Consider the following 26,158-nt stretch of genomic DNA (forward strand, 5'->3'; position numbering starts at 1 on the left):
ATGAAGCCGTGGATTTTATAGTAACATGAATTTTTCAAAGTCACCGATTTTGTATTCTTTTATATTTTGTTACTATTTTTGATTTTCATATGCCGGGCATAACATTGTCGAACGATGACGTATGGACTGGCCGTTTCTGTCGTTTCCCGCCGCCTTGCTGAACATGCAAAAGCGGTCTGATCGGAACGTGCCGATCCAGACCGCTTTGTTCAGGTTTTCTGCCGCATCCGGCTGTGAATCAGATTTGCGTCACGGCGTCGAGGGAAGGGCGCTCCCCTTCCGTTTCCGCGTCGCGCCGCACGCGCGCCAGGAGATCGACGAGGTGCACCGCCTCCATCCGGTCCCCCAGTCCCGCCTGCTCGATGCCCGCTTTCATCTGCAGGAGGCAGCCGGGGTTGGACGTGACCAGAATGTCCGCACGCGTCGCAGCCACGTGGCCCATTTTTTCGTCCAGAATCCGTCCCGCCATGTCCGGCTGCACCAGGTTGTAGATGCCGGCCGAGCCGCAGCAGCGGTCCGCTTCGAACAGCGGGACAAACGTCGCCTCCGGTATGGATTGAAGCAGCTTCACCGGCTCTTTGGTCACCTTCATGCCATTGCGCAAATGACAGGAGGACTGGTAGGTGATGCGCTTGGGCAGCGGCTGCAGAGGGGGCGTCCCCGTCAGCCCGGCCAGCACTTCGCTGATGTCCCGCACGCGCCGGACAAACCAATCCGCGTCTGCCTCCCATGCGGGATCGTGCTCCAGCAAATGGTGGTACTCCTGCAGCATGGCTCCGCAGCCGCCCGCGTTGGAGACTATCAGCTCCACGTCCGCCTGTTTGAAGGCGGCGATGTTTTGCCTGGCGAGCTGACGCGCCTGCTCCCGCTCCCCGCTGTGGGCGTGGAGCGCTCCGCAGCACGCCTGGCCAGGCGGAATCACCACTTCACATCCGGCATCCGCCAGCAGTGTGACCGTGTTCACATTGGTCTCGTGAAACAGGACGTCCATGATGCAGCCGCGAAACATGCCGACTCGCAGCTTCTTCTCCCCTTTGGCGGGCACGACGGTTCCCACCGCCTCTGTCAATCCCTTTCCCGCCGCTTCAGGGAGAACCGCTTCCATCGTCCGCATCTGCTCGGGCAGGAGGCGAAGCAGGCCCAGCCTGCGAGCCAGCCGCTGCAGGCCGGAGCGCTGGTAGAAGCGGAGCAGCCTGCCGGCGAGGTAGAGGCGGTCCTGTCGCGGAAGGAGCTGGCGAAACGCCAGCCAGCGCAGCAGCCGCACCGGCCACGAATGGACGCACTCCCGCTCGATCGCTTCCCGCGCCTGCTCAATCAGCTTCCCGTACTTGACCCCGGCCGGACAGACCGGCTCACAGGCGCGGCAGCCCAGGCAGAGACTCATCTGGTCGACGACGTCCTGATCCGGCTCCAGGATGCCGTCGGCCACCGCCTTCATCAAGGCGATGCGGCCGCGCGGCGAGGCCGCCTCGTAGCCGGTCTCCCGAAAGGTGGGGCAGGCCGGCTGGCAGAAGCCGCAGCGCATGCAGTTGGACAGTTCCTCGTAATCGAGCGCCGCTTTCCAGTCAGCGCTGTGCATGGTTGACCACCACTCTGTTCCGGCTCTCCCGGGCGAACATTTTGCCCGGATTCAGCAGATTGTTCGGATCAAACGCCCGTTTGATCGCCTTCATCACCTCGACGCCGGCGGCCCCCAGCTTCCACTCCAGATAAGGAGCCTTGACGATGCCCACGCCGTGCTCTCCGGTGATGGTGCCGCCCAGTTCGATTGCAGCGGCGAAAATCTCTTCAAACGCCCGTTCCACCCGTTCGATCTCGTCGGGGTTGCGGGCGTCCGTCATGCAGGTGGGATGCAGGTTGCCGTCCCCGGCGTGGCCAAACGTGCAGATCTGCACGTTGTATGCGGCGGCGATCCGCTGAATCGCTTCCACCATCGGCGTGATCGCGGCGCGGGGTACGGTGGCGTCTTCGAGAATCGTCGTCGGCCTGAGCCGGGAGAGCGCGGCCAGCGCGCTGCGCCGCGCCGTCATCACCTCGTCCGCCTCCTCGGCATTCGTCGCCACTTTTACCTGGACCGCCCGGTTTTGCCGGCAGATGGCGGCGATCCGCTCCACGTCACGGTCCACCGTTTCCGGATCTCCGTCCTGTCCGATCAACAGCATGGCGGCCGCGTCCGTCGGCAGGCCAATCCGCTTGAAATCCTCCACCACCCGGAGCGTCCCCTGGTCCATGAACTCCAGCGTCGCCGGAATGATCCGGCTGGCGATGATGTCGGAGACCGTCCGGGCTGCCTCCGTCAGGTTGGCAAACGTCGCCAGCATGACGCGCTGCACGGCCGGTTTGGGAATCAGCTTGAGAATCGCTTCGGTGATCACCGCCAGCGTGCCTTCGCTGCCGACCAGCAGCTTGGTCAGGTCGTATCCGGCCACGTCTTTCATCAGCTTCCCGCCTGTGCGGATCACCTCGCCGTTGGGCAGCACCGCCTCCAGGCCGAGCACGTAATCCTTGGTCGTCCCGTACTTGAGTCCTCGCAAGCCTCCGGAGTTGAGCGCGATGTTCCCCCCGATGGTGGAGACGACCATGCTGCCCGGGTCCGGAGGGTAAAACAGGCCGCGTGCTTCCACCGCCTGATGGATGTCGGCCGTGCGCACGCCCGGCTGCACGGTAATCGTCAGATTTTGTTCGTCAATCTCCAGAATGCGGTTCATCCGGTTGAGCACGAGGACGATTCCCCCGCCGACCGGAACCGTTCCCGCGCACAAATTGGAACCGGCTCCCCGCGTGACGACGGGGATGCCCGCTTCCGCCGCCGTCTTGATCACCTGCTGCACTTCCGCCGTGTCTTTGGGCATCACGACCGCGTCCGGCAGCGCCTGGTGCATCGGCGTAGCGTCATAGGAATAGGCGACGAGCGCTTCCGGTCTGTCGAGGCAGTGAGCCTCTCCGACGATCGCCCGCAGCCGGTCTCGCACATGTTGGGGCAGCATGGCCATCCTCCCTCCCGCTTTTCACCATCATGGAATCGTTGTGCCGATCCGCCGGGTGGTTAGCCCAGCCCATCCAGCACGTCCCTGATTCTGCCGCCGGCTTCGTCCAGCAGCCGTCTTGCTTCTTCCGCTCCCCGTCCGGTCAGCTTCATCACGATCGCCGTCTTGGCGTCCCCGTTCGCCAGCTCGGCCAGGCGCTCCGCCTCCGCATAGCTGGCTCCGGTCACTTCCATCACGATCCGCTTCACCCGCTCCCGCAATTTGACGTTGGTCGCCTGCACGCTTACCATCAGGTTGCCGTACACCTTGCCCAGCTTGATCATCGTTGCCGTGGTCAGCATGTTCAGCACCAGCTTTTGCGCCGTCCCCGCCTTCAGCCGGGTGGAACCGGTCAGCACTTCCGGCCCGACGACCACGTTGATCGCCACGTCGGCAAACGCGTCGATCACGGCGTGTTCGTTGCAGGAGAGGGCGATCGTCGCCGCATTCAGTCTGCGCGCTTCCCGGAGGGCGCCGATCACGTACGGCGTGCGGCCGCTGGCGGCGATGCCCACCACGACGTCTCCCGCCTTTACCCCGTACGTGTGAACGTCCTGCCGTCCCAGCTCAGGGCTGTCTTCCGCTCCTTCGATCGCCCGGACCATCGCGGCGGGGCCGCCGGCGATCACGCCCTGCACCAGCTCCGGGTCAGTGCCGAACGTCGGCGGGCATTCGGACGCGTCCAGGATACCCAGCCGGCCGCTCGTGCCGGCGCCGAAGTAGAACAGCCGCCCGCCGTTTTCCAGCGACGCCGCGATCAGTTCCACCGCGTCCGCCACCTGGTCCAGCACCCGTTCCACGGCGAACGGCACTTTTTTGTCCTCCTCGTTCATCAGGCGCAGGATTTCCCGCACGGAGAGCCGATCCAACTGCTGCGTTTCTTCATTCGGCAATTCGGTGGTCAATTCCTCCAGTTTTTCCATCATCTTCTCTCCGAAACCTCCTCAATCTGCTTCCTCCGCCGCGGATATTTACGCCAGATGGCAGGCGACCAGATGGCCGGGCTTGGCTTCCTTGAGCGGCGGCACGGTCGTCCGGCACACCTCCATGCAGTGACGGCAGCGCGGATGAAACTGGCAGCCCGACGGGGGATTGGCCGGACTGGGCAAATCCCCTTCCAGGATGATCCGGTTCACCTCCCGGGTGGGATCGGGAACGGGAACGGCGGAGAGCAGCGCCTGCGTGTAAGGATGGGCCGGCCGTTCGTACAGCGCCTTCTTGTCCGCCACTTCCACCACTTTGCCCAGGTACATGACCGCCACCCGGTCGGAGATGTGGCGCACCACGCTCAAGTCGTGGGAGATGAACAGATAGGTCAACTGAAACTCCCGCTGCAGGTCTTTCAGCAGATTGAGAATCTGCGCCTGGATGGAAACGTCCAGCGCGGAGACGGGCTCGTCGGCGACGACCAGCTTGGGCCGCAGAATCAGCGCCCGGGCGATGCCGATCCGCTGCCGCTGTCCGCCGGAAAACTCGTGCGGAAAGCGGTCCAGATGCTGTCTGGTCAGTCCGACGATCTCGATCATCTCCTCCACCCGCTTCCGCCGCTCGGCCGGCGTGCCGATGCCGTGAACGATCAACGGGTCCTGCAGGATTTGGCCAACGGTCTTGCGCGGATTGAGCGAGGCGAACGGGTCCTGAAAGACGAGCTGCATGTCACGGCGGGCCGCGCGCAGCCCGGCGGCGTTCAGCGCGCGGATGTCCCGACCCTGAAACAGGATCTCCCCTTCCGTCGGCTCAATCAGGCGCAGAATGCAGCGGCCGGTCGTCGACTTGCCGCAGCCGGACTCGCCGACGATGCTGAGCGTCTCTCCCGGATAGACGGTCAGGTGAACGCCGTCCACGGCACGCACCACCTTTTCCCTGCCCCAGAAGCCCGTTTTGACCGGAAAATATTTTTTCAAGCCCCTAACTTCCAGCAGCGGCTGACTCACGCTTCTCCCTCCTCCCGGTACAGCCAGCAGCGGCACTTCTGCGTCGCGGAGACGACGAACAGTTCCGGCATCTGCTCGCGGCAGATCGCCATCGCCTTGGAGCAGCGCGGCGCAAAACGGCAGCCGGCGGGCATTTCGTGCAGGAGCGGCACCGCTCCCGGTATCGCCTGCAGCCGTTCCTGTTCGCCGCTGATGCTCGGCATGGAGCGCAGCAGGCCGACCGTGTAGGGGTGCCTGGGGTCGGCGAACAGGCTCTGCACGTCCGCTTCCTCCACGATCTGGCCGGCGTACATGACGATGACGCGGTGGCACATCTCCGCAACCACGCCCAGGTCGTGGGTGATCAGCAAAATGGCGGTGCCGTGCTCTTGGCGCACCTTTTTCATCAGCTCCAAAATCTGCGCCTGAATCGTCACGTCCAGCGCCGTGGTCGGCTCGTCGGCGATCAGCAGTTGGGGCTGACAGGCCATCGCCATCGCGATCATCACCCGCTGCCGCATGCCGCCGGAGAGCTGGTGCGGATACTCCGCGGCGATCTCCTCCGCCCGCGGGATGCCCACTTCCTTCAACAGATGGACGGCCCGCTCTGCCGCCTCCCGCCGCGACAATCCGAGGTGGCGGCGCAGCGGCTCGGCGATTTGCCTGCCGATCGGATGCAGCGGATTGAGCGCGGTCATCGGCTCCTGAAAAATCATCGCGATCCGGTTGCCGCGAATCGACTGCATCTCCTTTTCCGACAGCCGCAGCACGTCCGTGCCGGCAAACCGGATGCTGCCGTCCAGCTTGGCGCTGCTGCCCAACAGGCGCATGATGGACAGACTGGTGACGCTTTTGCCGCAGCCGGATTCGCCGACGACGCCCAGCGTCTCCCCCGCTTCGACGGAAAAGCTGACATCCTCGACGACCGTCAGCGTTCGGCCGGCTTCGGCAAACGTGGTGCTCAGGTGCTCCACTTCCAACATGGGTGCCATGGCGTTTCCCCCTTCTCCTCAGGATGTTCGGGTTGACCCGCTGACGAGCGACAAGACCCGGTTGTGAAACGCTTTTCGCCAGCGCGGCATCAGCGGGCTGACAGCGGGATGGACGCGGTTGGTGAGCGCGATCAGCGTGGCCCCCCGGACCGGATCGCACCAGATCGACGTGCCGGTAAACCCGGTGTGACCAAAGGCGCCGGGAGACAGCAGATCCCCTCCCGTGCAGCCGGCGGCCGCCGCCTCCAGCGGTCCCGCCTGGGCGGACGCCTCCCAGCCCAACGCGCGCGCCGGAGCCAGCCGGCCGGTCCGGCAGCCCGCCGCAAACGAGAGCAGAACCGGGTCCAGGCGCACCTGGGCGTCGGCGGACGTCCAGATCCGCATGTAGCGCTCCACGTCCTGCGCGGTGGAAAAGAGGCCGGCGTGGCCGCTCACCCCGTCCAGGCCGTAATGGCAGTTGCCGTCATGCGCCGTGCCGCGGATGATCCCCTCCCGCCAGGCGAAGCGGTCCAGGCGCTCCCGCAGCCGCCCGGCGTACGGATGTCCGACCGCCGTCATCTGCTCCGCCTGCTGGCGGGACAGGTCCTGTTCGTACGCGTTGCCGTCCTCCGTCGGGGCGATCAGCCGGCTGTCGACGCCGCGCGCCAGCGGACGGTACCCGGTCGCCGTCATGCCCATCGGCTGAAAGATCAGCCGCTCGGCCAACCGATCCAGCGGTTCGTCCCAAATGCGCTCCAGGAGAAAGCCGAGCAGCATGAAGCCCAGATCGCTGTAGATCACCTGTTTGCCCGGCTCGCCCGCCAGCGGTTCGGCGGCGATCAGGGAGAGGTAGTCGTCCCTCCCGCGCGCCAGCAGATAGTACGGACGCCATGCCGGCAGGCCGGAGGTGTGGGTCAGCAGGTGCAGGAGGGTAATCCGCCGCTTACGCGGGTCCTCCGCCCGTTCCCACTCCGGCAGGTGAATCTCCAGGGGATCGCTGAGCGACAGCTTCCCCGTCTGCACGCTCAACAGCACGAGCGGCAGGGTGACGATCACCTTGGTCAGCGAAGCCAGATCGTAGACGGTTTCCGCTGACGGGAGAGCCGTTTGTTCTCCCCTCCCGAGGCTTCCGCGGACGACCACCATCGGCGGCTCGTCGCCGATGGTCAGGCTGGCGACGCCTCCGGGAAAAATCCCCCGGGCGATGCCTTCGTCCAGACTTTCCGCCAGCTGACGCCGGATTCGTTCCTTGTCCATCCGCTCTCCCCCCTTATCTCTTCCGATGCTTCGGATCGAGAATGTCGCGCACCGCGTCGCCGAACATGTTGAAGGCGAGAATCGTGACCGTCATGGCGACGCACGGCCAAACGATCATCCCCGGCGCCAGCTCCATGTAGCGGCGCGCTTCGGAAATCATCCCGCCCCATGACGGGTCGGGCGGCTGAATGCCCAATCCGAGAAAGCTGAGAGCCGATTCTGTCAGGATGGCGCCGGAAATGGCCAGGGTCGCCTGCACCAGGAGCGGCGCCGTCACGTTTGGAAATATCTCCAGAAACAGGATGCGCGGCGTTCCCGCGCCGATTGCCCGGGCGCTTTCCACAAACTCCAGGTTTTTCACGGACAGGACGGCGCTGCGCACCGTCCGGGTAAACACCGGAATGTTGACGATTCCGATCGCCAAAATCGTATTGCTCGTGCCCGGTCCCAGCGCCGCCACGATGGCAAGCGCCAGCAGGATTTCCGGAAAGGCGAACAACACGTCCATCACCCGCATGATCAAACTGTCCATCCAGCGGCCGAAATACCCCGCGATCAGCCCGAACAAGGTGCCGAACGCGGCGCTGAGCAGCACGGACGAAAGGCCCACGGTCAGCGATACCCGCGCGCCGTAGATAATCCGGCTGAACAGGTCGCGGCCGAACTGGTCCGTCCCCAGCCAAAACTGGCCGGAGCTGCCCTCCATGCGGTGGTCCGGAAACATCTGCGTCGGATCGTGCGGGGCGATGACGGGCGCCAGCGCCGCAGCGGCAGCCAGAACGGCGAGAACGGCGAGACAGACGACGACGGTTTTGTTTTCCCGAAAGCGTCGGCGAAATGTGCTCATGAACGATTTCTCCTCGCTAGTACTTGATGCGCGGGTCAATCCAGGTGTAGATGATGTCGATCAGCAGGTTGACCAGGACGAACACCAGCGCCACAAACAGCACGCCTCCCTGCACCACCGGGTAGTCTCGCTGGTAGATGCCCTCCAGCACGTACTGACCCAGACCGGGTATGGAGAACAACTGCTCCACGATCACCGAGCCGCCCAGCAGGTACCCGATCTGCATGCCGGCGATGGTCACGATCGGAATGGACGAGTTGCGCAGGGCATGGCCGAACACGACCGTCCACATGCTGTTTCCCTTGGCCCGCGCGGTGCGGATGAAGTCCTTTTCCATCGTCTCCAGAAACGCCGAGCGCGTCATCCTGAGCACCCCGGCGGCAATGACGATGCCCATCGTGACCGCCGGCAGCAGAAACACCTGCAGCGCCTCCCCCGGATCTTCCCAAAAGCTGACCACGTCAATCGGCGGAAACCAGCCGAAATACAGAGACAGCACGAGCAACAAAAGCGTCCCGACGGCGAAGTTGGGAACGGAGATGCCGAGCAGGGTGGCGATGCGCACGACGATGTCGGTTTTTGAGTGGACGCGGATCGCTGACAGGATGCCCAGCGGGATGGCGATCGTCCAGCCGATCAGCACGGCGAACAGGGTGAGCTGCAGCGTGATCGAAAAACGCTTCAGAATCTGCGGCAGAATCTCCTCGCCGGTGTGGACGGAAACGCCAAAGTCCCCTTTCACCAAACCACCCAGCCAGGACAGGTACTGGGTGATCAGCGGCTCATCCAGCCCAATGCGTGTTCGGAGGGCGGCGATTGCTTCCGGCGTGGCGTTGGTCCCCAGCATGATGGAAGCGGGGTCGCCCGGCACGAGATGCAGGATGGTAAAGACGAGCACGGAGATCCCGAACAGGATGGGGACAAGGCCGACGATGCGTTTGATGACATAGCTTCCCACGTATTACCCCTCCTCGGAAAAGAAGAAGCGGGGAGACGGCGGCTCCCCGGCTTCCTTGGCACTTCCTGCGCTATTTGACGGACGCCTGGAGCAGCGCGGTGGATTCGCCCGCCGCCGTCGGATGGAACGACACGTTGTCGCGGACCGCGTAAAAGCTCTTCGGGGAAGCGAGGAACAGGTTGGGCGCGTCCTCCACCAGCAGCTTCTGCGCCTCGTCGTACAGCTTCTTCCGCTCGGTCTGGTCGACGGTCTGCAGCGCGTTGACGACCAGTTCGTCAAAGCGCGGGTTGGAGTAGTTCCAGACGTTGGCGGAGCCCTCCGTATGGAAAAAGAAGCGAAGGGAGCGGTCAGAGTCCGTCCCGGACGTGTTGCGGCCGACCAGAAGCGACATCTCCTTGGACTTCCAGGTCTGGATGTAGTTGCCCCACTCCAGTTGGTTGATCTTGGCGTTGATGCCGACGGCTTTCAACTGCTGCTGCAGCACCTGCGCCGTCTCCACCATGTCCGGATAGGTGGAAGCCGTCTCGATCACCGTGTCAAAGCCGTTGGGGTAGCCGGCCTCCGCCAGCAGCTGCTTCGCTTTGTCCAGGTTTTGCTTGTAGCTGTCGTAGGTATTGGGATCGAGCGCCCAGTTAGCCGCAGCCGGAGAGATCGGCCCGGTCAGCGACGCCTGTCCCTTCCACACCGTCTGCACGATCTGGTTGCGGTCCACCGCATAGCTGATCGCCTGGCGCACGCGCGGGTCGTCAAACGGCTTTTTCTTCACGTTGATGCCGAGATAGCTGTACTCCAGCGACTGGTAGCTTTTCACCTGCACGCCCGGCTTGCCATCCAGGAGCGTGGCCGAGTCGGCGGAGACGCTGGTGATGTCCACCTTGCCGGAGCGGATCGCGGCCAGCCGCTCCGCTTCATCCCTCATGATCTGGAACTTGATCGCGTCCACTTTCGGCAGACCCTTTTGGAAATAGTCGGGATTTTTCTTCAACAGCACGTACTGCCCCGGCTCGTTTTTCTCCAGCATGAACGGTCCCGTTCCCACCGCTTCCTTGTTGAGGTCAGCCACTTCTTTCGGCACGACCGCGGCAAACGAGCTGGCCATGTTGGTCAGCAAGGCGGCGTCCGGGTGTTTCAGCTTGAACACGACCGTGACCGGATCTTTTGCTTCGATCGCGTCCACGCTGGCGAAGTACGACTTGGCGATGGAGCCGGTCTCGGGATTGAGAATCCGCTCAAAGCTGTACTTGACGTCTTCCGCCGTCATCTCCCGCCCGTTGTGAAACGTCACGCCCTTGCGCAGGGTGAAGGTAACCGTTTTGCCGTCCGGGGAAATCTCCCACTTCTCGGCCAGGCTGGGGGTGACGTTCAGGTTTTCGTCCAGCCGGGTCAAGCCGTCGTAAACCAGTGCGTAGACGCGGACACTGGACGCGGCCGGCACCTTGTGCGGATCAAAGCCGACAGGGTCCTGATCCGCCGCGACGACCAGCTCGGTCTTGCCGCTTCCGCCCTGCTGCCCCGCCTGCGGATTAGCCGTATCGCTCGCAGAGCCGCCTCCGCCGCTGCAGGCGGAAAGCAGCAAGGAAAATGACAGGAAAATACCTGCCCATGCCCGTTTTTTCACGTTGATTCCCCCCTGTTTTGGTTCAATAACAAATGTTTCCCAAGACGACCGCCCGTTTGGCCCCGGTGACGGACGGCACGCTGCTCGGCCGGCCCATCAGCGTTTCGTGGCCCAAAATGGCAAAGGCCATCGCCTCTTTGGCGTCGTCCGGGACGCCGTACGCGTCCGTCGTCGTCAGCCGGATGCCCGCCGGCAGGCGATCCCGGAGCATCCGGAGCAGCGTCTCGTTGCGGGCGCCGCCGCCGGAGACGATCACTTCGTGCACCGGCGTGGCCGGCAGCACAAACGATTCGTACGCCGCTGCAATCGTGGCCGCCGTCAGCGCCGTCGCCGTGGCCACCAGATCGGCGGCGGAGAGGCCGCGCGCGTCTTTCTCGGCCCACAGTTTCTCGGCAAACGCCCGACCGTACGTCTCCCGCCCCGTGCTTTTCGGCGGCGCCAGCCGGTAGTACGGATCAGCCAGCAGCTCCTGCAGCAGTTCGGCGCAGACCGTCCCTTCGGCTGCCATCCGGCCGCCCTCGTCGAAGCGCTGCCGGCCGTTTGTCGCCATCTGCACGATCTCGTCGATCACCATGTTGCCCGGTCCGGTGTCAAAGGCAACCAGATCGTCGATGGAAGCACCCGCCGGCAGCACGGTCACGTTGGCAATCCCGCCGATGTTTTGCAGCAGCCGCCCCTTTTCGCCGTGCCGAAACAGGACGTAATCGGCGTACGGAACGAGCGGCGCCCCTTCGCCGTCCGCCGCCAGGTCGCGCGCCCGGAAATTGCCGACGACGGGAATCCCGGTCCGCTCCGCCAGCGTCGACAGTTCGCCGATCTGCAGGGAGGCCCGGATGTCCGTCGTGCCCGCCGGACCGGGAAATGGCGCCCGGCCGGCGACGTGCCAAACAGTCTGCCCGTGCGTGCAGATCGCATCCACTTCGCCGGGAGCGACATCGGCCCCTTCCAGCAGTTCGCTGACCGCGTGGGCGTACCACTCCGCCAGTCCGAAATGGGCCAGGGTCAGCCGGTCGATTCGGGCCGTCTGCGGACTGCACAGCTCGGCCAGCCACTCCCGCAGCTCATCCGAGTACGGCAGGTAGTGAAATTTTCGGAGACGGACCGCGGCGATGGCCCCCGCCTGGTCCGTTTCGATCGCCACCAGCGCGGCATCCACTCCGTCGAGCGAGGTTCCCGACATCAATCCGATGACCAAATGCTCCCGTTTCTCCCGGTAGCACCGCTGCGCTTGACCGTCCATTGGGCCACCTCCTTGCGAGCATTTCACAAACAGAATGTTGAAAAAATACAGACTTTAAAGCGCTATCATCATTATATGTAACAAAATTTCCTGAGTCAATTAATAGTAACTAAATTTTATTTCAAGAAAGAAAACAAAAGCGGCAGACCTGCCAGGCAAGTCCGCCGCAGCTAGCTGCGTTCTCTCTTTTTCGCGATGATCCGCGCTCATTTGTAAGACAGAGACGTTTGAGAAGACGCACGTTTTTGCGATGGATGTCATTTTTATATTGACAATGATAATAATAATCATTATCTTTTTCGATGTGAGAAACCTCACCGTGCATCCATACATTATCAACATAGGAGGAACTTGTCGTGCGCTTCGGACGAAAACAAATGAAAATGGGCTTGGTTTTCCTCGCGATTATGGTTGTAAGCGTACTGCTTGCAGCTTGCGGAAGTTCCGGAAGTCATTCGGGCGATCACTCGCCGAACGCTTCTGCCGGTTCAAGCCAGCCCGGCGAACAGTCGGCATCTGATCGAGTCATCCAAGACGCCATGGGCCATCATGTAACGATTCCGGCCAATCCGCAGCGGATCATTGCCTCGTATCTGGAGGATCCGCTGGTGGCCTTGGGCGTCAAACCAGTCGCCCAATGGTCGGTGGCAGACGGCAAAACGGTTCAGGGTTACCTGCAGTCGGAACTGAAGGGAGTGCCGACGATCAGTTACAATCTTCCCCCCGAAGAAGTGGCGAGTTTTAATCCGGACCTGATTGTCATCGGCTCGCCCTCGTCCGTACAAAACGGTCTGTACGAAGCGTATTCCAAAATTGCGCCGACCTATGTGCTGGGAGACGAAATCAACAGCGATTGGCGGAAAACGCTTCTGAAGATGGGGGAACTTCTTGACAAGAAGAACGAGGCCGAACAACTGCTGAAGCAATACGATCAAAAAGCGGAAGCATTGAAGGCGAAACTGCACCAAACCATCGGCGACCAATCCGTCGCGATTCTCTGGTTGACGCAAAAACAATTCTACGTGGTGGACAAAACGCGTTCCAGCGGCTCCGTTCTGTACGGGGACCTGGGAATCAAAGTCCCGCAGTACCTGTCCGATCTGCCCAGCAACTCGCAAGCGACATGGAGCCCGGTTTCGCTGGAAAAGCTGGCGCAGCTGGACGCCGATCACATCTTCCTGGTCAAGAGCGACACCGAGCAGACATCGGAAATCTTCAACAATCCGATCTGGAAGAACCTCCCTGCCGTCAAGAAAGGACACGTGTATGAAATGAGCTCCGACAGCAGTTGGTTGTACAGCGGACTGCTCGCAGGCCAACAGGTGATGGAAGACGTGTCGAAAATCCTGGCAAACAAATAAGGGCCGCAAAAAGCCGGACACCCGCCTTTGGGTATCCGGCTTTTCTTCGTTGGGGACACCGCCTTTCAGCCGCTTGATGCAAACCGTTCGGCACGGCTGATCAAGGCCGGCAGCAGCGATAGATGGCCCTCCTCCTCAAACTCCTTGAACTCCACGTGCACTCCGCGGCCTGCCAGGGTCCGCAGGCGTTCCGCCAGTTCCATCGTGTTGTCGTTTACGCGGCTTGGATGGCTGCTCTCCCATTCCCCCACCGCGAGCAGGATGCGGACGTCGATCTTTTCTTGTTTTACGCGGGCCACGAATTGCTGCTCCTCTTCGCGAATGACGCGCTTGTTCCAATGAATGGATGGGCTGCCTGCGACATACGTCCGCCCCGCCCTGTTCCGGCCATGCTGTCCCGTCGGGTTTCACGGGCAGCTCCGTTACAGGCACCGGCAGCGTAAAATCGCAATGGCGCGCGGGTGGGAACGGATCGTCCGTCGGATAACCGATGCCGACGATAACCGCCGGAACAACTCCCGTCTTCTCGGGTCGTCCTGCCTGCGCTCGAAGCGTCTCCACCATCGTGCCAAACACGGCATTGGCATCCAGCAAGTACATCACCGGATAGCCTTCGGAAGGCGGCTCTTCCGCAGGTGATGCACAACAATTCGATAGTCCCGGTTCGCAGCGCGCGACTGCATCACCCACTGGGTTGTCAGCGGGATTGTGACCTCGCGGCTGACCGGACCGTTGGCCATCGTGACGGATGGTTCAATGATTGTGCGAGCCACCGTGTCGAATCCCTCCCCGATTGACCGTTTCGTTTGCATGCAACCCTTCATCCTTCCAAGCATCGCTTGGAAACCGTTCCCCGCCCCATTCGTCATCCATCACAACGGAACATGACGTTTTGCAAAAAATGTTCCACAAAACGGCCGGCGTCGACCTCCAGGCAGACGTCGACGTTGGGCGGGGCTGCCGGCTGCGGGCGCCTGTCGCCAATTGTCCGCCCGTCGGACAGGCCGCCCGACGTGTCTACCTGCACATGCATCGGGACGCTCGTGACAAACGTCGGGTCGATAACCGCCCCGACCGCCAGCGGATCGTGCAGCGCGCAGCCGCGCACATGGCCCGCCCGGGCGTAGGCCTCCATGTAAAAGCTGCAGATGTCGGCAAAAAAGCGGCTGACCGGCGTGTCGCGCCTTCTCCACTCCTGCAGGTGGTCGCGGGTGAGCAGCGTCTGCATCGTCACGTCCAGCCCCACCAGCGTAATCGGCAGGCCCGATTGGAAGACGTACGCGGCCGCCTCCGGGTCGGCGCAGATGTTGGCCTCCGCCACCGGCGTGCGGTTGCCCGGTACGGTAACCGCTCCGCCCATCACGACCGCCCGTTTGACCAGCGGGACGATCTCCGGCGCGGCCATGATCGCCAGTGCCAGGTTGGTCAGGCTCCCCACCGTCACCACCGTAACCTCATGCGGGTGGGCCTTGATCGCCGAGATGAGGAAGTGGGCGGCACTCGCCTGCCGGGCCGCCGTCCTCGGGGGAGGCAGTTGGACGTTCCCCAGGCCGTTTTCGCCGTGGAACAGCTTGGCCTTTTCCTTCAGCTCCCGAAACAGCGGCTTGGCCGCCCCCTGAAAGACCGGAATGTGCGCCGCATCCAGCAGCTCCAGCAGCTGCAGCGTGTTGCGCGTCGCCTCTTCCACCGCGATATTGCCGAACGTGGTGGTCACGCCGAGCACGTCCAGTTCGGTCGCGTGCACGGCGTAGGAGATCGCCAGCGCATCGTCAATGCCGGTGTCCACGTCCAGGATCACTTTTTCTCTCATCGGCTGCCCTCCTCTCCCTGAACGATTGCCTGCAGGCTTGGATACGCCTGCGCGGCGTCCACGGCGACGCAGACGTCGACGTCCGTTCCGACGCGGGGAACGGCCCGCAGATCGGCCAGCACCGCTCCGGCGGACAGCGCACTTTGGCATTCCACCGCCAGTTTCATCCGTTCCGTCCGGGCCGCTTCCGGGCACAGTGCGACCAGCATCGCCGCCAAGGCGTCGAGGCGGGCTGCCCCGTCCGTCACGGGCCCAAGCAGCGTTGGCCAGGCTTCCGCAGCCGCAGGCAAGGACAGGGACCGGGTGGCGTCAAGCGGCACCAGCGTCAGCGGCAACCCCGCTTCCAGGACAAATCGGGCCGCTTCCGGGTCCGCGTAAACATTGGCTTCGGCCACGGGGGTCACATCGCCCGGCACGCGAATCGCCCCGCCCAGCGCAACCACGCGCTTCAGCTTGCGGCCAAGCTCCGGGTCCCGGGCCGCCGCCAGCGCCAGGTTGGTGAGCGGCCCCAGCGTCACGATCGTCAAGCCGCCCTCCGCCTGCTCCGCCGTCTGCACGATCAGTTCCGCCGCCGATGCGGCTGCGGGCATCCGGCCGGCGTCCGGCAGCGGCAGACGTTTTTCCTGACGAGCCGTCCCCGCGGCCGTTCCCCGGCGCAGGAGCGGTTGGACGGCCCCTCTGGCAACCGGCATCTGCTTTGCCCCGGCGAGGGCCGCCACCTCCAGCGCACGTGCCGCCGCCTCCTCCTGATCCGGGCCGACGCAGGTAACGGCGCACACTTCCGCATCCGGCCACCGCAGCGCGCACCAGAGAGCGATCGCATCGTCCCGCCGCGCGCCCATGTCGACGAGAAGTTGTCGTTTCTCCACCAGGCTTTCCCCTCTTTCTCTGCTTCAGGCAGTCCGTTTGCCCCTATGCTATCCCAATTGGTCTGAATCGGTCAAATTGTCTGAGACGATGAGCCGACGGACAGCAGACCTGCGGGACGGGCTCTGCGTTCACACTCTTGCGTCCCTTCCATGCGTGGCTTACACTGATGCGTAGAAGTGATTGGCCGGCAATTCCGACAGCAGGACATTGCCCGCCGGGGACGACGCCAAGGCCTGTCCCCCAAGCGCACCGACAAAGGAGTGGCAGCCCGTCATGCAAACCGTGGAAGACCAGAGCCGGGAGCTGCTGGACAGCCTGCGTGTCCATCTCGTGAAAGTGCTCAGGCGGCACAAGCGCAAACCGTACCTGCCCGTCTGGGGTGAACTGTTCTGGGCGCTCCGGGAGATCGCCAAAACCGGACAGCGGCTTGCCCAAGACATCCCCATCTACCCGATCCAGCCGCTCGGAACGCTTCTGTACCGCTATCATAACGACAAGTTCCAGGTCGACATCCCCGACCCCGGCATCACCATCTCGCTGACCGCCGAGCAGTTGATCGACGCGCTAATCAACGGCAGCTTTGCGCCGGTCGAAACCTTTCCCGCACACAAACCGCCCTCCTTCGGCTAGACACCTGTTGTCAGCTTCAGGAGGGAACCTTTTGGACACATAAAAAAGAGGCGGTCCCTCCTGCACAGTTTTGGACCGCCGTCACGAACTCCCCAAGTTCGTACATACTAGGAATTGTACTATGCTTTTCGCTTATCGAAAAGTGTCGTCTTTTGTTTTCTTCATAATTTGTCAAATCTGCACCATGGCGGGACGCGATTTACAGGTGCGTGCTCCCGTCTGTCCCGGGGCGGTTCGTTCGGTGCCGCCGTTCATCCTCCCTTCATCCTTCCTGCCGCTTTCCCCCGAACAGGATGTACAGGTAGACGTACTGACTGAGACTCAGCTTGGGAAAGACGAATGCCAGGGTGGTTTTTCCCGGCAGTTGTTTGACGGCGTAGCGCAGGTTTCTGGCTTGCAGCATTTTGGCCAAGCGGGTCGCGTCGCTCCACGATACGGTAAAGGAAATATTTTGCTCCATCCGGGTCAACACCTCAGGAGCTAGTATTCCCCAGTTCAGGAAAAGTTACGAACGGAGGAACCAGCATAGGCTTCATCGTGAAAACCGTCGCATGGCAGAGATACCATGGACGGAGATGGCGCGATACATCCCTGCTGTGAACAGACGCCAGGAAGCCCCCACATCGGGAGCTTCGCCGTTTCTTTCGCGAAGGCTGCCCTACCCGCCATCTGCAATATAAAAAAAAGCCACCTGTATCGTACAAGCAGCTCATAAAGGGAGGGGTAATACGTGAAGCGTGTACCTTACAGACGGCAGGACGGCAAAAAGGTTGCCGATATTCGCGTTTTTGCGAGTCCGGACCTACGCAAATGGTACAATGTTCACAGCGCAGCATGTCCACTACAATCGCAAGGAGGAAGGCATTCGTGAATCGTTTGTCGGAGGAAGAAAAACGGGGCGTGTACAAGGCCATCGTAAACCGCAGGGACATCCGCACGTTTCTGGACAAGCCCGTTCCGGACGAGAAGCTGCTCGCCATCCTGCAGGCCGGCCACCACGCTCCGTCTGTCGGCTTCATGCAGCCGTGGAATTTTGTCATCATCCGCGACCCGGCGACGAAACAGCAGTTGGCGGAGATCGTGCAAAAGGAGCGGCGGGCGCTGGCCATTCACTACGAGGGGACGGACAGGGAACTCGCCTTTTTGGATCTGAAAATCGAAGGGATCAAGGAAGCGCCGATAACCCTCTGCGTCACCTGCGATCCCACCAGAGGCGGGGACCACGTGCTCGGGCGCAACTCCATACCGGAAACGGACATCATGTCCGTAAGCTGCGCCATCCAAAACATGTGGCTGGCCGCCTATGCGGAAGGCTTGGCCATGGGCTGGGTCAGCTTCTACAAAAAGCCGGATGTGCGCCGCATTCTCGGCATCCCGCCGCATGTGGAACCGGTTGCCCTGCTGTCCATCGGCTACACGGACCACTACCCGGAACGGCCGCTGCTGGAAATCTTCCAATGGGAGCGCAGGCTTGACCTGGAGCGGCTCATCTTCGAAGAAAAATGGGGCCGCCTTCCGGACTCCGTGAAAGCCGGCCAGCCCGTCCGTCCGTAAAAGACGCGCTGGCGGGCCAGTCATACGCAAGGAGTTTCTCCTCCAGGGAACAAGCCGTTTCAAGCACGTGAGCGGCGCACGTAAACAAAAAACAGGGCTGTCCCGTCAAGCGGCATTCGCCGCTGGCGGATACAGCCCTGTTATCGTCAGGTCCTCATTTTTGGGGTACGTGATACGTTGGCTTCACGAACGGGGGCGGGTCCGGTTCGTCGGGAGCGCCTCCAGCGGATTGTCCGGCCAGTAGTGTTTGGGGTAACGCCCTTTCAAATCCTTCTTCACTTCAAAATAGGCGCTGCGCCAAAAGCTGGCCAGATCGCGCGTCACCTGCACGGGGCGGTGTGCCGGCGACAGCAGGTGGAGCGTCAGCGACACCCTCCCCCTGGCAATCCGGGGCGTTTCCTTCAGCCCGAACATCTCCTGCAGCCGCACAGCCAGCACCGGAGCTTCTGGATCGCTGTAGTCGACGGGAATGCGCGAACCGCTGGGCACGACGATATGCGTCGGGGCGTACTCGTCCAGCTCGCGCCGCCGCTCCCAGGAGAGCATCCCGGCGAGGATGTCGGTCAAGGAGAGACGCTGCAGGTCGTCGCGGCTTTTCAATCCGTACAGGTGCGGCCCGAGCCAGTCAGGCAGCGAAGCCGCCAGCGCCTCCTCCGACACGTCCGGCCAGCCCTCCTCGTGCCGGCTCATGAACAACAGCCGCTGCCAAAACTGGCGGGCCTGCTTGGTCCACGGCAGGATCTCCAGCCCTTCTTCGGTGATCCCGCGAAGCAGCGCAGCCGCGGTCTCTTCCGGATCGGGATCGGCCAGGGGGACGTCTTTCAGCACCAGGGCCCCCAGCCGCTCCCGTTGTCTCGCCCGCACGGCCTGCGCCTCGCGATCCCAGTAGACGGTCGTCTCCGCCTCGATCTGGTCGGCGAAGTGCCGCTCCAGATCGGACACGTCCACCGGAGCAGCGAGATGCACGCGTCCTTCCGCCCCCAGATCGTCCAGTTCGGCTGCCACCAGCCAGGGAGCTTTGGCCAGCGGCTGCGGCCCCGCCAGCGCCGCCCCGCGGCCGTTGCGCAGAAGAAACCGTCCGCTGTCGCGCCTCCGCGCGATCCGGTCGGGGTAGGCGAACGCGAGCAAAAGCCCGCACGCGTCCACGTCGCCGCCGCTGTCGTCGGCAATCCCCGCCTCCCGCTTCCAGTGGTTCGCCTCGGCAAGAATCCGCCGGCACGCAGCCGCGTCCACCGTGTAACCGGGCGGTGCGGCATCGCCGGGCCGCCCTCCCGCCGCTGCCTGTCGCAGCGTCTCCACCCGCAGGCGCAGATCGGCGTCGGCCGGAGCATGACCGCTGCGCAAAACGTCCCGTTCACTCAGAATTGCCGCCAGTTCGCACGCCAATCCGCCCAAACCGAGCGGAATGGCCCGCAGGATCATGTGCGCGAGGCGGGGATGTAGACCGAGCTCCGCCATCCGCCGTCCGTGCGGGGTAATCGTCCCGCTTTTCTCCAGCGCGCCGAGCTGGACGAGCAGGTCGCGCGCCTGCGCAAGCGCGGCGGCCGGCGGCGGATCGAGCCAGCGCAGCTCCGCCGGGTCCACGACGCCCCAGGCAGCCAGTTCGAGCGCCAGCGGAGCCAGGTCCGATTCCAGAATCTCGGGCGTGTTTCGCACAGCCAGGTGCCGGTGCTCCTGTTCAGTCCACAGGCGGCGGCATACGCCGGGGCCGAGACGGCCTGCCCGGCCCCGCCGCTGCTCGGCCGACGCCTGCGACACCCGGATCGTTTCCAGCCGCGTCATGCCGGTTCGCGGCGAAAAGCGCGGCACCCGCGCCAGGCCGCTGTCAATCACCACCCGGACCCCTTCCACCGTCAGGCTGGTCTCGGCGATGGAGGTCGCGAGGACAATTTTGCGCTCGCCCGGCCGTCCCGGCGCGATCGCCCGGTCCTGCGCCTCCTGCGGCAGATTCCCGTAGAGGGGGGCCACCCGGACGGAGGCGCCCAAATCCAGTTCGGCGAGCCTTTCTTCCACCCTGCGGATCTCGCCCGCGCCCGGCAAAAAGACGAGGATGTCTCCCGATTCGGACGCGAGCGCTTCCTGAATCTGACGGACGACGACCGGCTCGACCGGTCCCTCCACCCGGCGGTCCAAATAGCGCGTCTCCACCGGATAGGCCCGCCCCTCGCTCGTCAGGACCGGCGCATCGCCCAACAGCGCGGCAACCGGCTCGGCGTCCAGCGTGGCGGACATGACCAGGATGCGCAGATCGTCGCGCAGCACGGACTGGGCCTCCAGGCACAGGGCCAATCCCAGGTCGGCGTGAAGGCTGCGCTCGTGAAATTCGTCAAAAATGACCAGTCCCGTGCCCTCCAGAGCCGGGTCGGCCTGCAGCATCCGCGTCAGCACGCCCTCGGTAATCACTTCGATGCGCGTGGCAGGACCGACCCGGGAATCCAGGCGCACCCGGTACCCCACGGTGTCTCCCACCTGTTCCCCCAGTGAGGCGGCCATGTAGCGGGCCGCCGCCCGCGCAGCCAGACGGCGCGGCTCCAGCATCAGAATGCGGCGTCCGGCCAGCCACGGCTCGTCGAGAAGCGCAAGCGGCACCCGGGTCGTCTTCCCCGCCCCGGGCGCAGCCACCAGCACCGCGCCGCTGCGGGTACGAAGCGCCTCTTTCAACGCCGGGATGATCGAATCGACGGGCAATGTGTTCATGCGATCACCTCATGTTTGTTCCAGCCGCGAACATCCTGTTCTTCCTCTGCTATTATAGCCGCTTCGCAAGCGGCCGGCACGCGTTTTGACGCACACGGCGGGTGCGGGGGCCCGGCGGCCTGCAGCTGTCAGCTCTCCACGACGTAGGTATCGGGGGAAAGCGCGGTCACAAACGGGCTCACCTCGCCGACGGCATACAGGTGCAGTTCATGCATCGCCCGTGTACAAGCGGTGTAAAACAGCCTGCGTTCCGTCTCCCGCCCGTACTTCGCCCGAGACGCGTCGTAGATGAGCACCGCGTCGAATTCGACGCCTTTGGCCAGATAGGACGGGATGACGAGCACGCCCGGTTCGAAGGAGACCGTCTCCTTGCCGATCAGGCGCACCGGCAGCCTGTCGCTGAGCGCCGCGTGCGCGTCCCGGCTTTCCCGGGCGGTTTTACAGATGACCGCAATCGTCCGGTGTCCCGCATCTTGAAGCGCGCGGATGCGGGCGGCGATCTTGTCGATCAGGTCGGTCGTGTCGGCGGCTTGCGTCAAGGTCGGCTTCACCCCGTCCCGGTTAAACGGCTGAATTGCTTCGCCCCCGGCGATCAGCCCTCGGGTAAACTCGACGATTGGCCGCGTGGACCGGTAGCTCCGCGTCAGCACGATCGTCTCGGTCTGCCCGTCTTCGTACAGCGAAGCGAGCGGGGAAAAGTCCGTTTGCGCATCGACATGGGCGTATATCGCCTGGTTCAAGTCGCCGAGCACGGTCATTCTGCTGTGCGGGAACAGCCGCCGGATAAAGGCGAACTGAAACGGAGAGTAGTCCTGCGCCTCGTCGATAAACACGTGCCGGACCGACGTGTTGGTCTGAAACCCTTCAATCCGCTCCTTTACGTACAAATACGGCGTGGCGTCCTCCCAGAACAGCTCGGATCGGTCCAGCATCTCCACGGTCCGGGCGCAGATCTCCTCCCACTGCTGCGGCAAGGGGACGTCGTTCGCAAAACGAGACGCGTACCGCGGATCGGCGAACAACTGCCGGTAGACGGCCGGCATGTCGACAAATCCCAACTGCTTTACCCACCGGCGCAGCGGATCGAAGTGATCGTTGACGACCGTGGCGGCAAGCAGCTCCCGTTCGCGCTCAAAGTCGTCAAACGTCTCTTCGGTGAAGCGCTTTTGCCGCCGGAGCTTTTGATAGGCGCGGTAATACGCCTCCTGATCAAGCAGGTCGATTTCGTCTTCCACCCACGGTTGGGTTCGCTCCTGGCGCTCCCGCTTCCGCAGCTCCTCCAGCAGCCACTCCGCCGTCAGCCTCATCCGGTTGGGAAGGCGCAGCGAGGGATCGAGCGAGTAAAACTGCTCCCGGATTCGCTCGGCGTCTATCAGGGTCCGGCCGCGGAACGTCACATCCGCAAAGATCATCCCAGCCTGCCCGAGCGATTCCACGTAGCGCTCGATCACCTGCATGAACGCGGCGGACGCCTTGAAGCGGATTCCTTCCATGCGGGCGTCATACCCCGGTTCGTCCATGGCGGTGTAGGCGTATTCCATCTGCGCGAACGGATCTTCGATGCGAAACGTCTCCCCCAGCCTGTGCTCCACATACGCCTGAAACGTCGTCTGCTGCATGTTCTCCTCCCCCAGTTCGGGAAGGACGGTCGACACGTAGCTGTTAAACAGCGGATTGGGGGAAAACAGCACGATCTGCTCCGCCCGCAGCGTTTCCCGGTACCGGTAGAGGAGATAGGCCACCCGCTGCAGGGCGGCCGACGTCTTGCCGCTTCCCGCCGCCCCCTGGACGACGAGCAGCCGGCTTCGCTCGTTGCGGATGATGCGGTTTTGTTCTTTTTGAATCGTGGCCACGATGCTTTTCATCTGCCCGTCCGCCTGTCTGCCCAGCACTTCCTGCAGCAGTTCGTCGCCGATGGTGACCCCCGTGTCAAACATGCTGCGAATCCGGCCGTCACGGATGATGTACTGCCGCTTCAGCTCCATCGTGCCGGCAATCGTGCCGCCGGGGGTCTCGTACTGCGCCGGTCCGGGCGGGTAGTCGTAGTACAGGCTGGACACCGGCGCCCGCCAATCGTAGACGAGAAACTGTTCGTCCCGTTCGTCGAGCAGGGAGGCGATTCCCAGGTAGATGCGCTCCGCTTCCCGCTCCCCGTCTTCAACAAAATCGATCCGCCCGAAATAGGGCGACTGTCTTAGCTTCCTCAACGTGTCAAGCTGCTTGCTCGCATGGCGGTGGCTGCGTTCCCGCTCCGACAGCACCTCTGCCTGCTGCTTGATGCTCGCGTACGTCTCCACCGCTTCCGTCGCATCGTCAACGTTGACCGTCACGTCGTCCCAGAAGTTTTTGCGGATCTCCACGATGTCCGCCCGCACGTCGCTGACATGCTCCTGCAGACTGCCGATTTTCCGGTCAATCTCGCCGATGACACGTTCAACGCGCTCTTCTTCTTCCCGCCATTCTCTCTCCGTTACGCTCATCGTATCGCTCCTCTTCAGCCAATTTTTTGGGACCACAGTGTTTGACAAACCGGATCGTTTGTGGTATGATTATATTGGGATATATTATTCAGTTTTTTAATTGGTAGTGACCACTCCTCATTCTAACACAGACGGATGCAAAACACAATGCGGTCGGCGCCGGAAGAACACGTCCGGTTCCACTCGCAGCGAAAAACGAACGGAATAACGAACGGAATAGAGATAGACCAAACGGAGACGCGCGATTCGTCTCCGTTTTTTCGTGGATGCTGCCAATGATGGCGTTCCGGCCTTTTTTCCCTCAATTCTTTCGGAACGGCTGTAAATCTTCTATACTAATACCATAGATTTCCATGTAAGATCAAGAAAAATTCGAATACACTCTCCGATCATGGAGGAGGATCATGACGAACCCGTGAACGTATCACAGTTGCTCCTGATACGCACATCTTGAAAGCGACCGTCACATTGGGACTATGTTCGCCAGAGGTTTTACGGGGGACCGCCGACGACCGGCAGGCGGTGGCTGACGCATGGGAAGCAGCCCTGCTCGGCAGTGGGTTGGCACCCATTGACGTGCATACACCCTTGTGGTTGTGGAGCCGCGCAGGGTTCCCATCACTTGCGGTCTTCAAAGCATCACGAAGCAGGTAAACGGGGAAGGGGGATTCGATTGAGTACCGTGCTGCAAACAAGTGTACTTGCAGGTTTGCTGACCTTTTTGGCCATAGGGGGATTGCTTGCGAAGGTGCATTGGAAGTGGAAAGCGAACCCGTGGTTGGTTGGCATCATGGTTTTGCTGTTCAATGCTGCACTTTTTGGTGCTGTCTTACTTATATATTTCAACATGACACGTACTCTGTTTACATTTGTTCCTTATGCAGTGGTTCTAAGCATCACCGTTTGGCTGTTCATTGGCGGACTCTGGCGAGGAACACAAAAAGAGCGTTTCATATTGGCGGCGATCGGAAGCAGTTTCTACTGGCTGTTATCCTGTTATGTTCTCTACAGAAGAATTACATTAAAACCCAGATATCCCGGTGATGATGTATTCATGGCTGCCCTTGGTCTCGACATTGCATTGCTCGTCACGGGAACTGCTGCTCTCTCCTGTACACTCATGTTGGGATGGCCCCGAAAGGACACTTACCAGAGCCATTGAAACAGCCTGCGGTTCATCAGATTGGTGTCGACCGGACATTCTCTCGCGTTTTCGCCATACTGCCATGCCCACACCTGTGCCGGACAGGGGGGACGTACGGGTGAATACGCCGGTGCTTGACGCGGGGACGATGGGCCCGGCGTAGGCTCCTGGCTCCACAGCACCGTTCGCGTTCTCACCTTTTCACTCTTTTCCTGCGCAAGACAATAGGCTCTGGAAAAGGCGGGTTGACTCGGGTCACAGTAAATCCCCGGACGATATCCCCCCTGATCGACGGCGTCAACCCAACCGCGGATCCACGCCTCATCCACCTGAAACCGTTTCTCTATGTTGGCAAACAGCATGGTTCCCTTGGGAATACCGAGCAGTTGAGCATAATACATGCTGTTTCTTGCAGCGATTCGCCCCTGGCCATAGCCGACCGCTTGGGTGAATTTACTGTAAATTGGCAGGATCTTCACGCCGTTGCGATGAAGAAAAGATGCTTCCGCTCTCGTAAGTCCGTCCGCCGCATTGGGTACGGTTGCCAAATACCTCCCCCAGTAGGCAGGATTGCCGAAGTTGCGAACCACACATTGATACAAATCGTTTCCCACTCGTGAAGCTGAATCTACTCCCCACAGCATTTGTTCCGGCATGCGCGCTGGCCCCCTCACATTTTGTTCCCTCCATATATATGGGGGGAGCAGGGGGAACGACAAACACGTCATATCTGCTTTTATTCTCCAGTGATTTGTGGTATCCTAAAAACTACAAAGCGCTGGGACGTTTCCCGTCTTGAACAATAACCAAGGCGTGGTTGACATTGTGGGGAGTATGTCACCATGCAGCCAAGCTCAAGGGTGATCGGCTGTTAATCTTCAGGGTTTTGTGGTATCTTAAACCCAGCAGCATTTGTGCACACTAAAAAAGACCAACAGCGCGGCAACGCTGTCGGTCTTGCACAATAGACGTTCCCCAAAAGGGGGCGGCTCAAGTTCATTTCGGAGTAGACCGCGCGAGATGTCAGCTCAAGGGCGGTCTATTTCTTTTTGAGGTAAGTCAGCAATGCGAGGATGAACATGCCGAACATGAACATCAGCGTCAATGCTTGATAAACCTCCATCAGCATCACCCCCTTTCATGAGGGGATGAGCCGACCACCCTTGAGGAGCCGATTCTATTGTGCAAGTAACATTCTACCACAGTTTGGTAAGATCTGCCTCAGTCTCCTGAACTGGGGCTTTTGCGCTTTCATAGAAGCAGTTTACGACAACTTTGTTTAATCCCGCACACCACAGCACACGCTGATAAGGCGCGTAGGAGCTGCCGCATTAGGAATACTGCCCTCCCGAACAGGAAGGGCATAGTTATTTTATGGAAAAATTTGTTCAATTTTGCGTAGTTTGTCCCCACATTGTTCCCAATTGACTTTGCAGCAGCCTATAAGACAGATAATGTTGTTCATTGCCAATAACCGGAATTAGCCAACCTAGAAAATAGACAACACCCGGTGACCAATAAATACCATGATCCGTCGGATATGCTCCTGTTCTCGCAACGGATTCCGCAAATCTGGCGATATGAATGGAATCACCGAAAAGCTCGGCTGAATATCGCAAATTAAAATGAACGCGAATGGCTGCTGCGGCTGTCAGGATAGCTAAAATAACAAACATTTCAAGTTTTCTGCTCAAATGAAATTCACCTCTTAACGTAGCACCTATTCCCTTTTCCGTTACGACATCCAATCGAATAAATGGCATTACGCGCCACTATTGTCCA

The 26,158-nt window shown here is 61.7% G+C and carries 22 protein-coding genes and 1 pseudogene; 4 read left to right on the top strand and 19 right to left on the bottom strand.

Annotation, left to right across the window (positions count from 1 at the left end; translation table 11 throughout):
• Positions 1-238 precede the first annotated feature (238 nt).
• The 10 genes from M516_RS0102245 to M516_RS0102290 all read right to left on the bottom strand — a co-directional run bounded on the left by M516_RS0102245 (position 239) and on the right by M516_RS0102290 (position 11,830).
• Positions 239-1,579 carry a (Fe-S)-binding protein gene (locus M516_RS0102245; protein ID WP_029097684.1) on the bottom strand — a complete coding sequence of 447 codons (1,341 nt, stop codon included), beginning with the start codon at positions 1,577-1,579 and terminating at the stop codon, positions 239-241.
• Complete coding sequence (locus tag M516_RS0102250) at positions 1,566-2,987, bottom strand: FAD-linked oxidase C-terminal domain-containing protein (RefSeq protein WP_029097685.1); 1,422 nt, start codon at positions 2,985-2,987, stop codon at positions 1,566-1,568. Before M516_RS0102250 ends, M516_RS0102245 begins: the two co-directional genes overlap by 14 nt.
• Before the next feature lie 59 nt (positions 2,988-3,046).
• Positions 3,047-3,952, bottom strand: a complete 906-nt coding sequence (gene murQ, locus M516_RS0102255) for an N-acetylmuramic acid 6-phosphate etherase (protein ID WP_029097686.1) — start codon at positions 3,950-3,952, stop codon at positions 3,047-3,049.
• A 45-nt stretch (positions 3,953-3,997) separates the two neighbouring features.
• Positions 3,998-4,960, bottom strand: coding sequence for an ABC transporter ATP-binding protein (locus tag M516_RS0102260; protein ID WP_029097687.1), 963 nt, complete (start codon positions 4,958-4,960; stop codon positions 3,998-4,000).
• Positions 4,957-5,931: an ABC transporter ATP-binding protein gene (locus M516_RS0102265; RefSeq protein WP_029097688.1), complete on the bottom strand. Its 975-nt coding sequence runs from the start codon at positions 5,929-5,931 to the stop codon at positions 4,957-4,959. Before M516_RS0102265 ends, M516_RS0102260 begins: the two co-directional genes overlap by 4 nt.
• Before the next feature lie 18 nt (positions 5,932-5,949).
• The gene (locus tag M516_RS0102270) at positions 5,950-7,167 is read right to left on the bottom strand and encodes a serine hydrolase domain-containing protein (protein ID WP_029097689.1); all 1,218 of its coding nucleotides are present in this window, start codon (positions 7,165-7,167) and stop codon (positions 5,950-5,952) included.
• Between the two features lie 13 nt (positions 7,168-7,180).
• The gene (locus M516_RS0102275; RefSeq protein ID WP_029097690.1) at positions 7,181-8,014 is read right to left on the bottom strand and encodes an ABC transporter permease; all 834 of its coding nucleotides are present in this window, start codon (positions 8,012-8,014) and stop codon (positions 7,181-7,183) included.
• Positions 8,015-8,030: 16 nt separating this feature from the next.
• Entirely contained in the window at positions 8,031-8,972 is a 942-nt protein-coding gene (locus M516_RS0102280; RefSeq protein WP_029097691.1) for an ABC transporter permease, read from the bottom strand.
• Positions 8,973-9,042: 70 nt separating this feature from the next.
• The gene (locus tag M516_RS0102285) at positions 9,043-10,590 is read right to left on the bottom strand and encodes an ABC transporter substrate-binding protein (protein WP_029097692.1); all 1,548 of its coding nucleotides are present in this window, start codon (positions 10,588-10,590) and stop codon (positions 9,043-9,045) included.
• Positions 10,591-10,612: 22 nt separating this feature from the next.
• Complete coding sequence (locus M516_RS0102290; protein WP_029097693.1) at positions 10,613-11,830, bottom strand: anhydro-N-acetylmuramic acid kinase; 1,218 nt, start codon at positions 11,828-11,830, stop codon at positions 10,613-10,615.
• A 539-nt stretch (positions 11,831-12,369) separates the two neighbouring features.
• Here M516_RS0102290 and M516_RS0102300 point away from each other — a divergent pair.
• Positions 12,370-13,191 carry an iron-hydroxamate ABC transporter substrate-binding protein gene (locus M516_RS0102300; protein ID WP_238550896.1) on the top strand — a complete coding sequence of 274 codons (822 nt, stop codon included), beginning with the start codon at positions 12,370-12,372 and terminating at the stop codon, positions 13,189-13,191.
• 65 nt (positions 13,192-13,256) lie between these two features.
• Here the strand turns inward: M516_RS0102300 and M516_RS22550 are convergent.
• The 3 genes and pseudogenes from M516_RS22550 to M516_RS0102320 form a co-directional block, all read right to left on the bottom strand.
• Positions 13,257-13,931: pseudogene (locus M516_RS22550) on the bottom strand (alpha/beta hydrolase).
• Between the two features lie 125 nt (positions 13,932-14,056).
• The gene (locus M516_RS0102315) at positions 14,057-15,001 is read right to left on the bottom strand and encodes a nucleoside hydrolase (RefSeq protein ID WP_029097698.1); all 945 of its coding nucleotides are present in this window, start codon (positions 14,999-15,001) and stop codon (positions 14,057-14,059) included.
• Positions 14,998-15,870: a nucleoside hydrolase gene (locus M516_RS0102320; protein WP_051188067.1), complete on the bottom strand. Its 873-nt coding sequence runs from the start codon at positions 15,868-15,870 to the stop codon at positions 14,998-15,000. Before M516_RS0102320 ends, M516_RS0102315 begins: the two co-directional genes overlap by 4 nt.
• 274 nt (positions 15,871-16,144) lie before the next feature.
• On the opposite strand from M516_RS0102320, the gene M516_RS22555 reads away from it, so the two are divergent.
• Positions 16,145-16,501 (top strand): hypothetical protein, encoded by a 357-nt coding sequence (locus M516_RS22555; protein ID WP_035288586.1) that lies wholly within the window; start codon positions 16,145-16,147, stop codon positions 16,499-16,501.
• A 262-nt stretch (positions 16,502-16,763) separates the two neighbouring features.
• Here M516_RS22555 and M516_RS0102330 read toward each other — a convergent pair whose 3' ends face one another.
• On the bottom strand, positions 16,764-16,961 hold the full coding sequence (locus M516_RS0102330) for a hypothetical protein (RefSeq protein WP_029097700.1): 198 nt from the start codon (positions 16,959-16,961) through the stop codon (positions 16,764-16,766).
• 407 nt (positions 16,962-17,368) lie between these two features.
• Here M516_RS0102330 and bluB point away from each other — a divergent pair, with 407 nt between their 5' ends.
• Complete coding sequence (gene bluB, locus M516_RS22560; RefSeq protein ID WP_035288588.1) at positions 17,369-18,055, top strand: 5,6-dimethylbenzimidazole synthase; 687 nt, start codon at positions 17,369-17,371, stop codon at positions 18,053-18,055.
• 183 nt (positions 18,056-18,238) lie between these two features.
• Here the strand turns inward: bluB and hrpB are convergent, their stop codons facing one another.
• Both hrpB and helD read right to left on the bottom strand, forming a co-directional pair.
• A complete protein-coding gene (hrpB, locus tag M516_RS0102340; RefSeq protein WP_029097701.1) occupies positions 18,239-20,752 on the bottom strand; it encodes an ATP-dependent helicase HrpB in 2,514 nt (837 codons plus the stop codon).
• Positions 20,753-20,880: 128 nt separating this feature from the next.
• Positions 20,881-23,232, bottom strand: a complete 2,352-nt coding sequence (gene helD / locus M516_RS0102345; protein WP_029097702.1) for an RNA polymerase recycling motor HelD — start codon at positions 23,230-23,232, stop codon at positions 20,881-20,883.
• A 673-nt stretch (positions 23,233-23,905) separates the two neighbouring features.
• On the opposite strand from helD, the gene M516_RS22565 reads away from it, so the two are divergent.
• Complete coding sequence (locus tag M516_RS22565) at positions 23,906-24,394, top strand: hypothetical protein (protein ID WP_051188068.1); 489 nt, start codon at positions 23,906-23,908, stop codon at positions 24,392-24,394.
• Here M516_RS22565 and M516_RS0102355 read toward each other — a convergent pair.
• The 3 genes from M516_RS0102355 to M516_RS25090 form a co-directional block, all read right to left on the bottom strand.
• Positions 24,379-25,032, bottom strand: coding sequence for a glycoside hydrolase domain-containing protein (locus M516_RS0102355; protein ID WP_029097703.1), 654 nt, complete (start codon positions 25,030-25,032; stop codon positions 24,379-24,381). The genes M516_RS22565 and M516_RS0102355 overlap by 16 nt on opposite strands.
• 383 nt (positions 25,033-25,415) lie before the next feature.
• A complete protein-coding gene (locus M516_RS26100; protein WP_134687556.1) occupies positions 25,416-25,505 on the bottom strand; it encodes a putative holin-like toxin in 90 nt (29 codons plus the stop codon).
• Between the two features lie 259 nt (positions 25,506-25,764).
• Positions 25,765-26,070, bottom strand: a complete 306-nt coding sequence (locus M516_RS25090) for a hypothetical protein (RefSeq protein ID WP_193746934.1) — start codon at positions 26,068-26,070, stop codon at positions 25,765-25,767.
• Positions 26,071-26,158: the final 88 nt, after the last annotated feature.

It is taken from the genome of Brevibacillus thermoruber 423 (genome assembly GCF_000454065.1).
GTDB lineage: Bacteria > Bacillota > Bacilli > Brevibacillales > Brevibacillaceae > Brevibacillus > Brevibacillus thermoruber.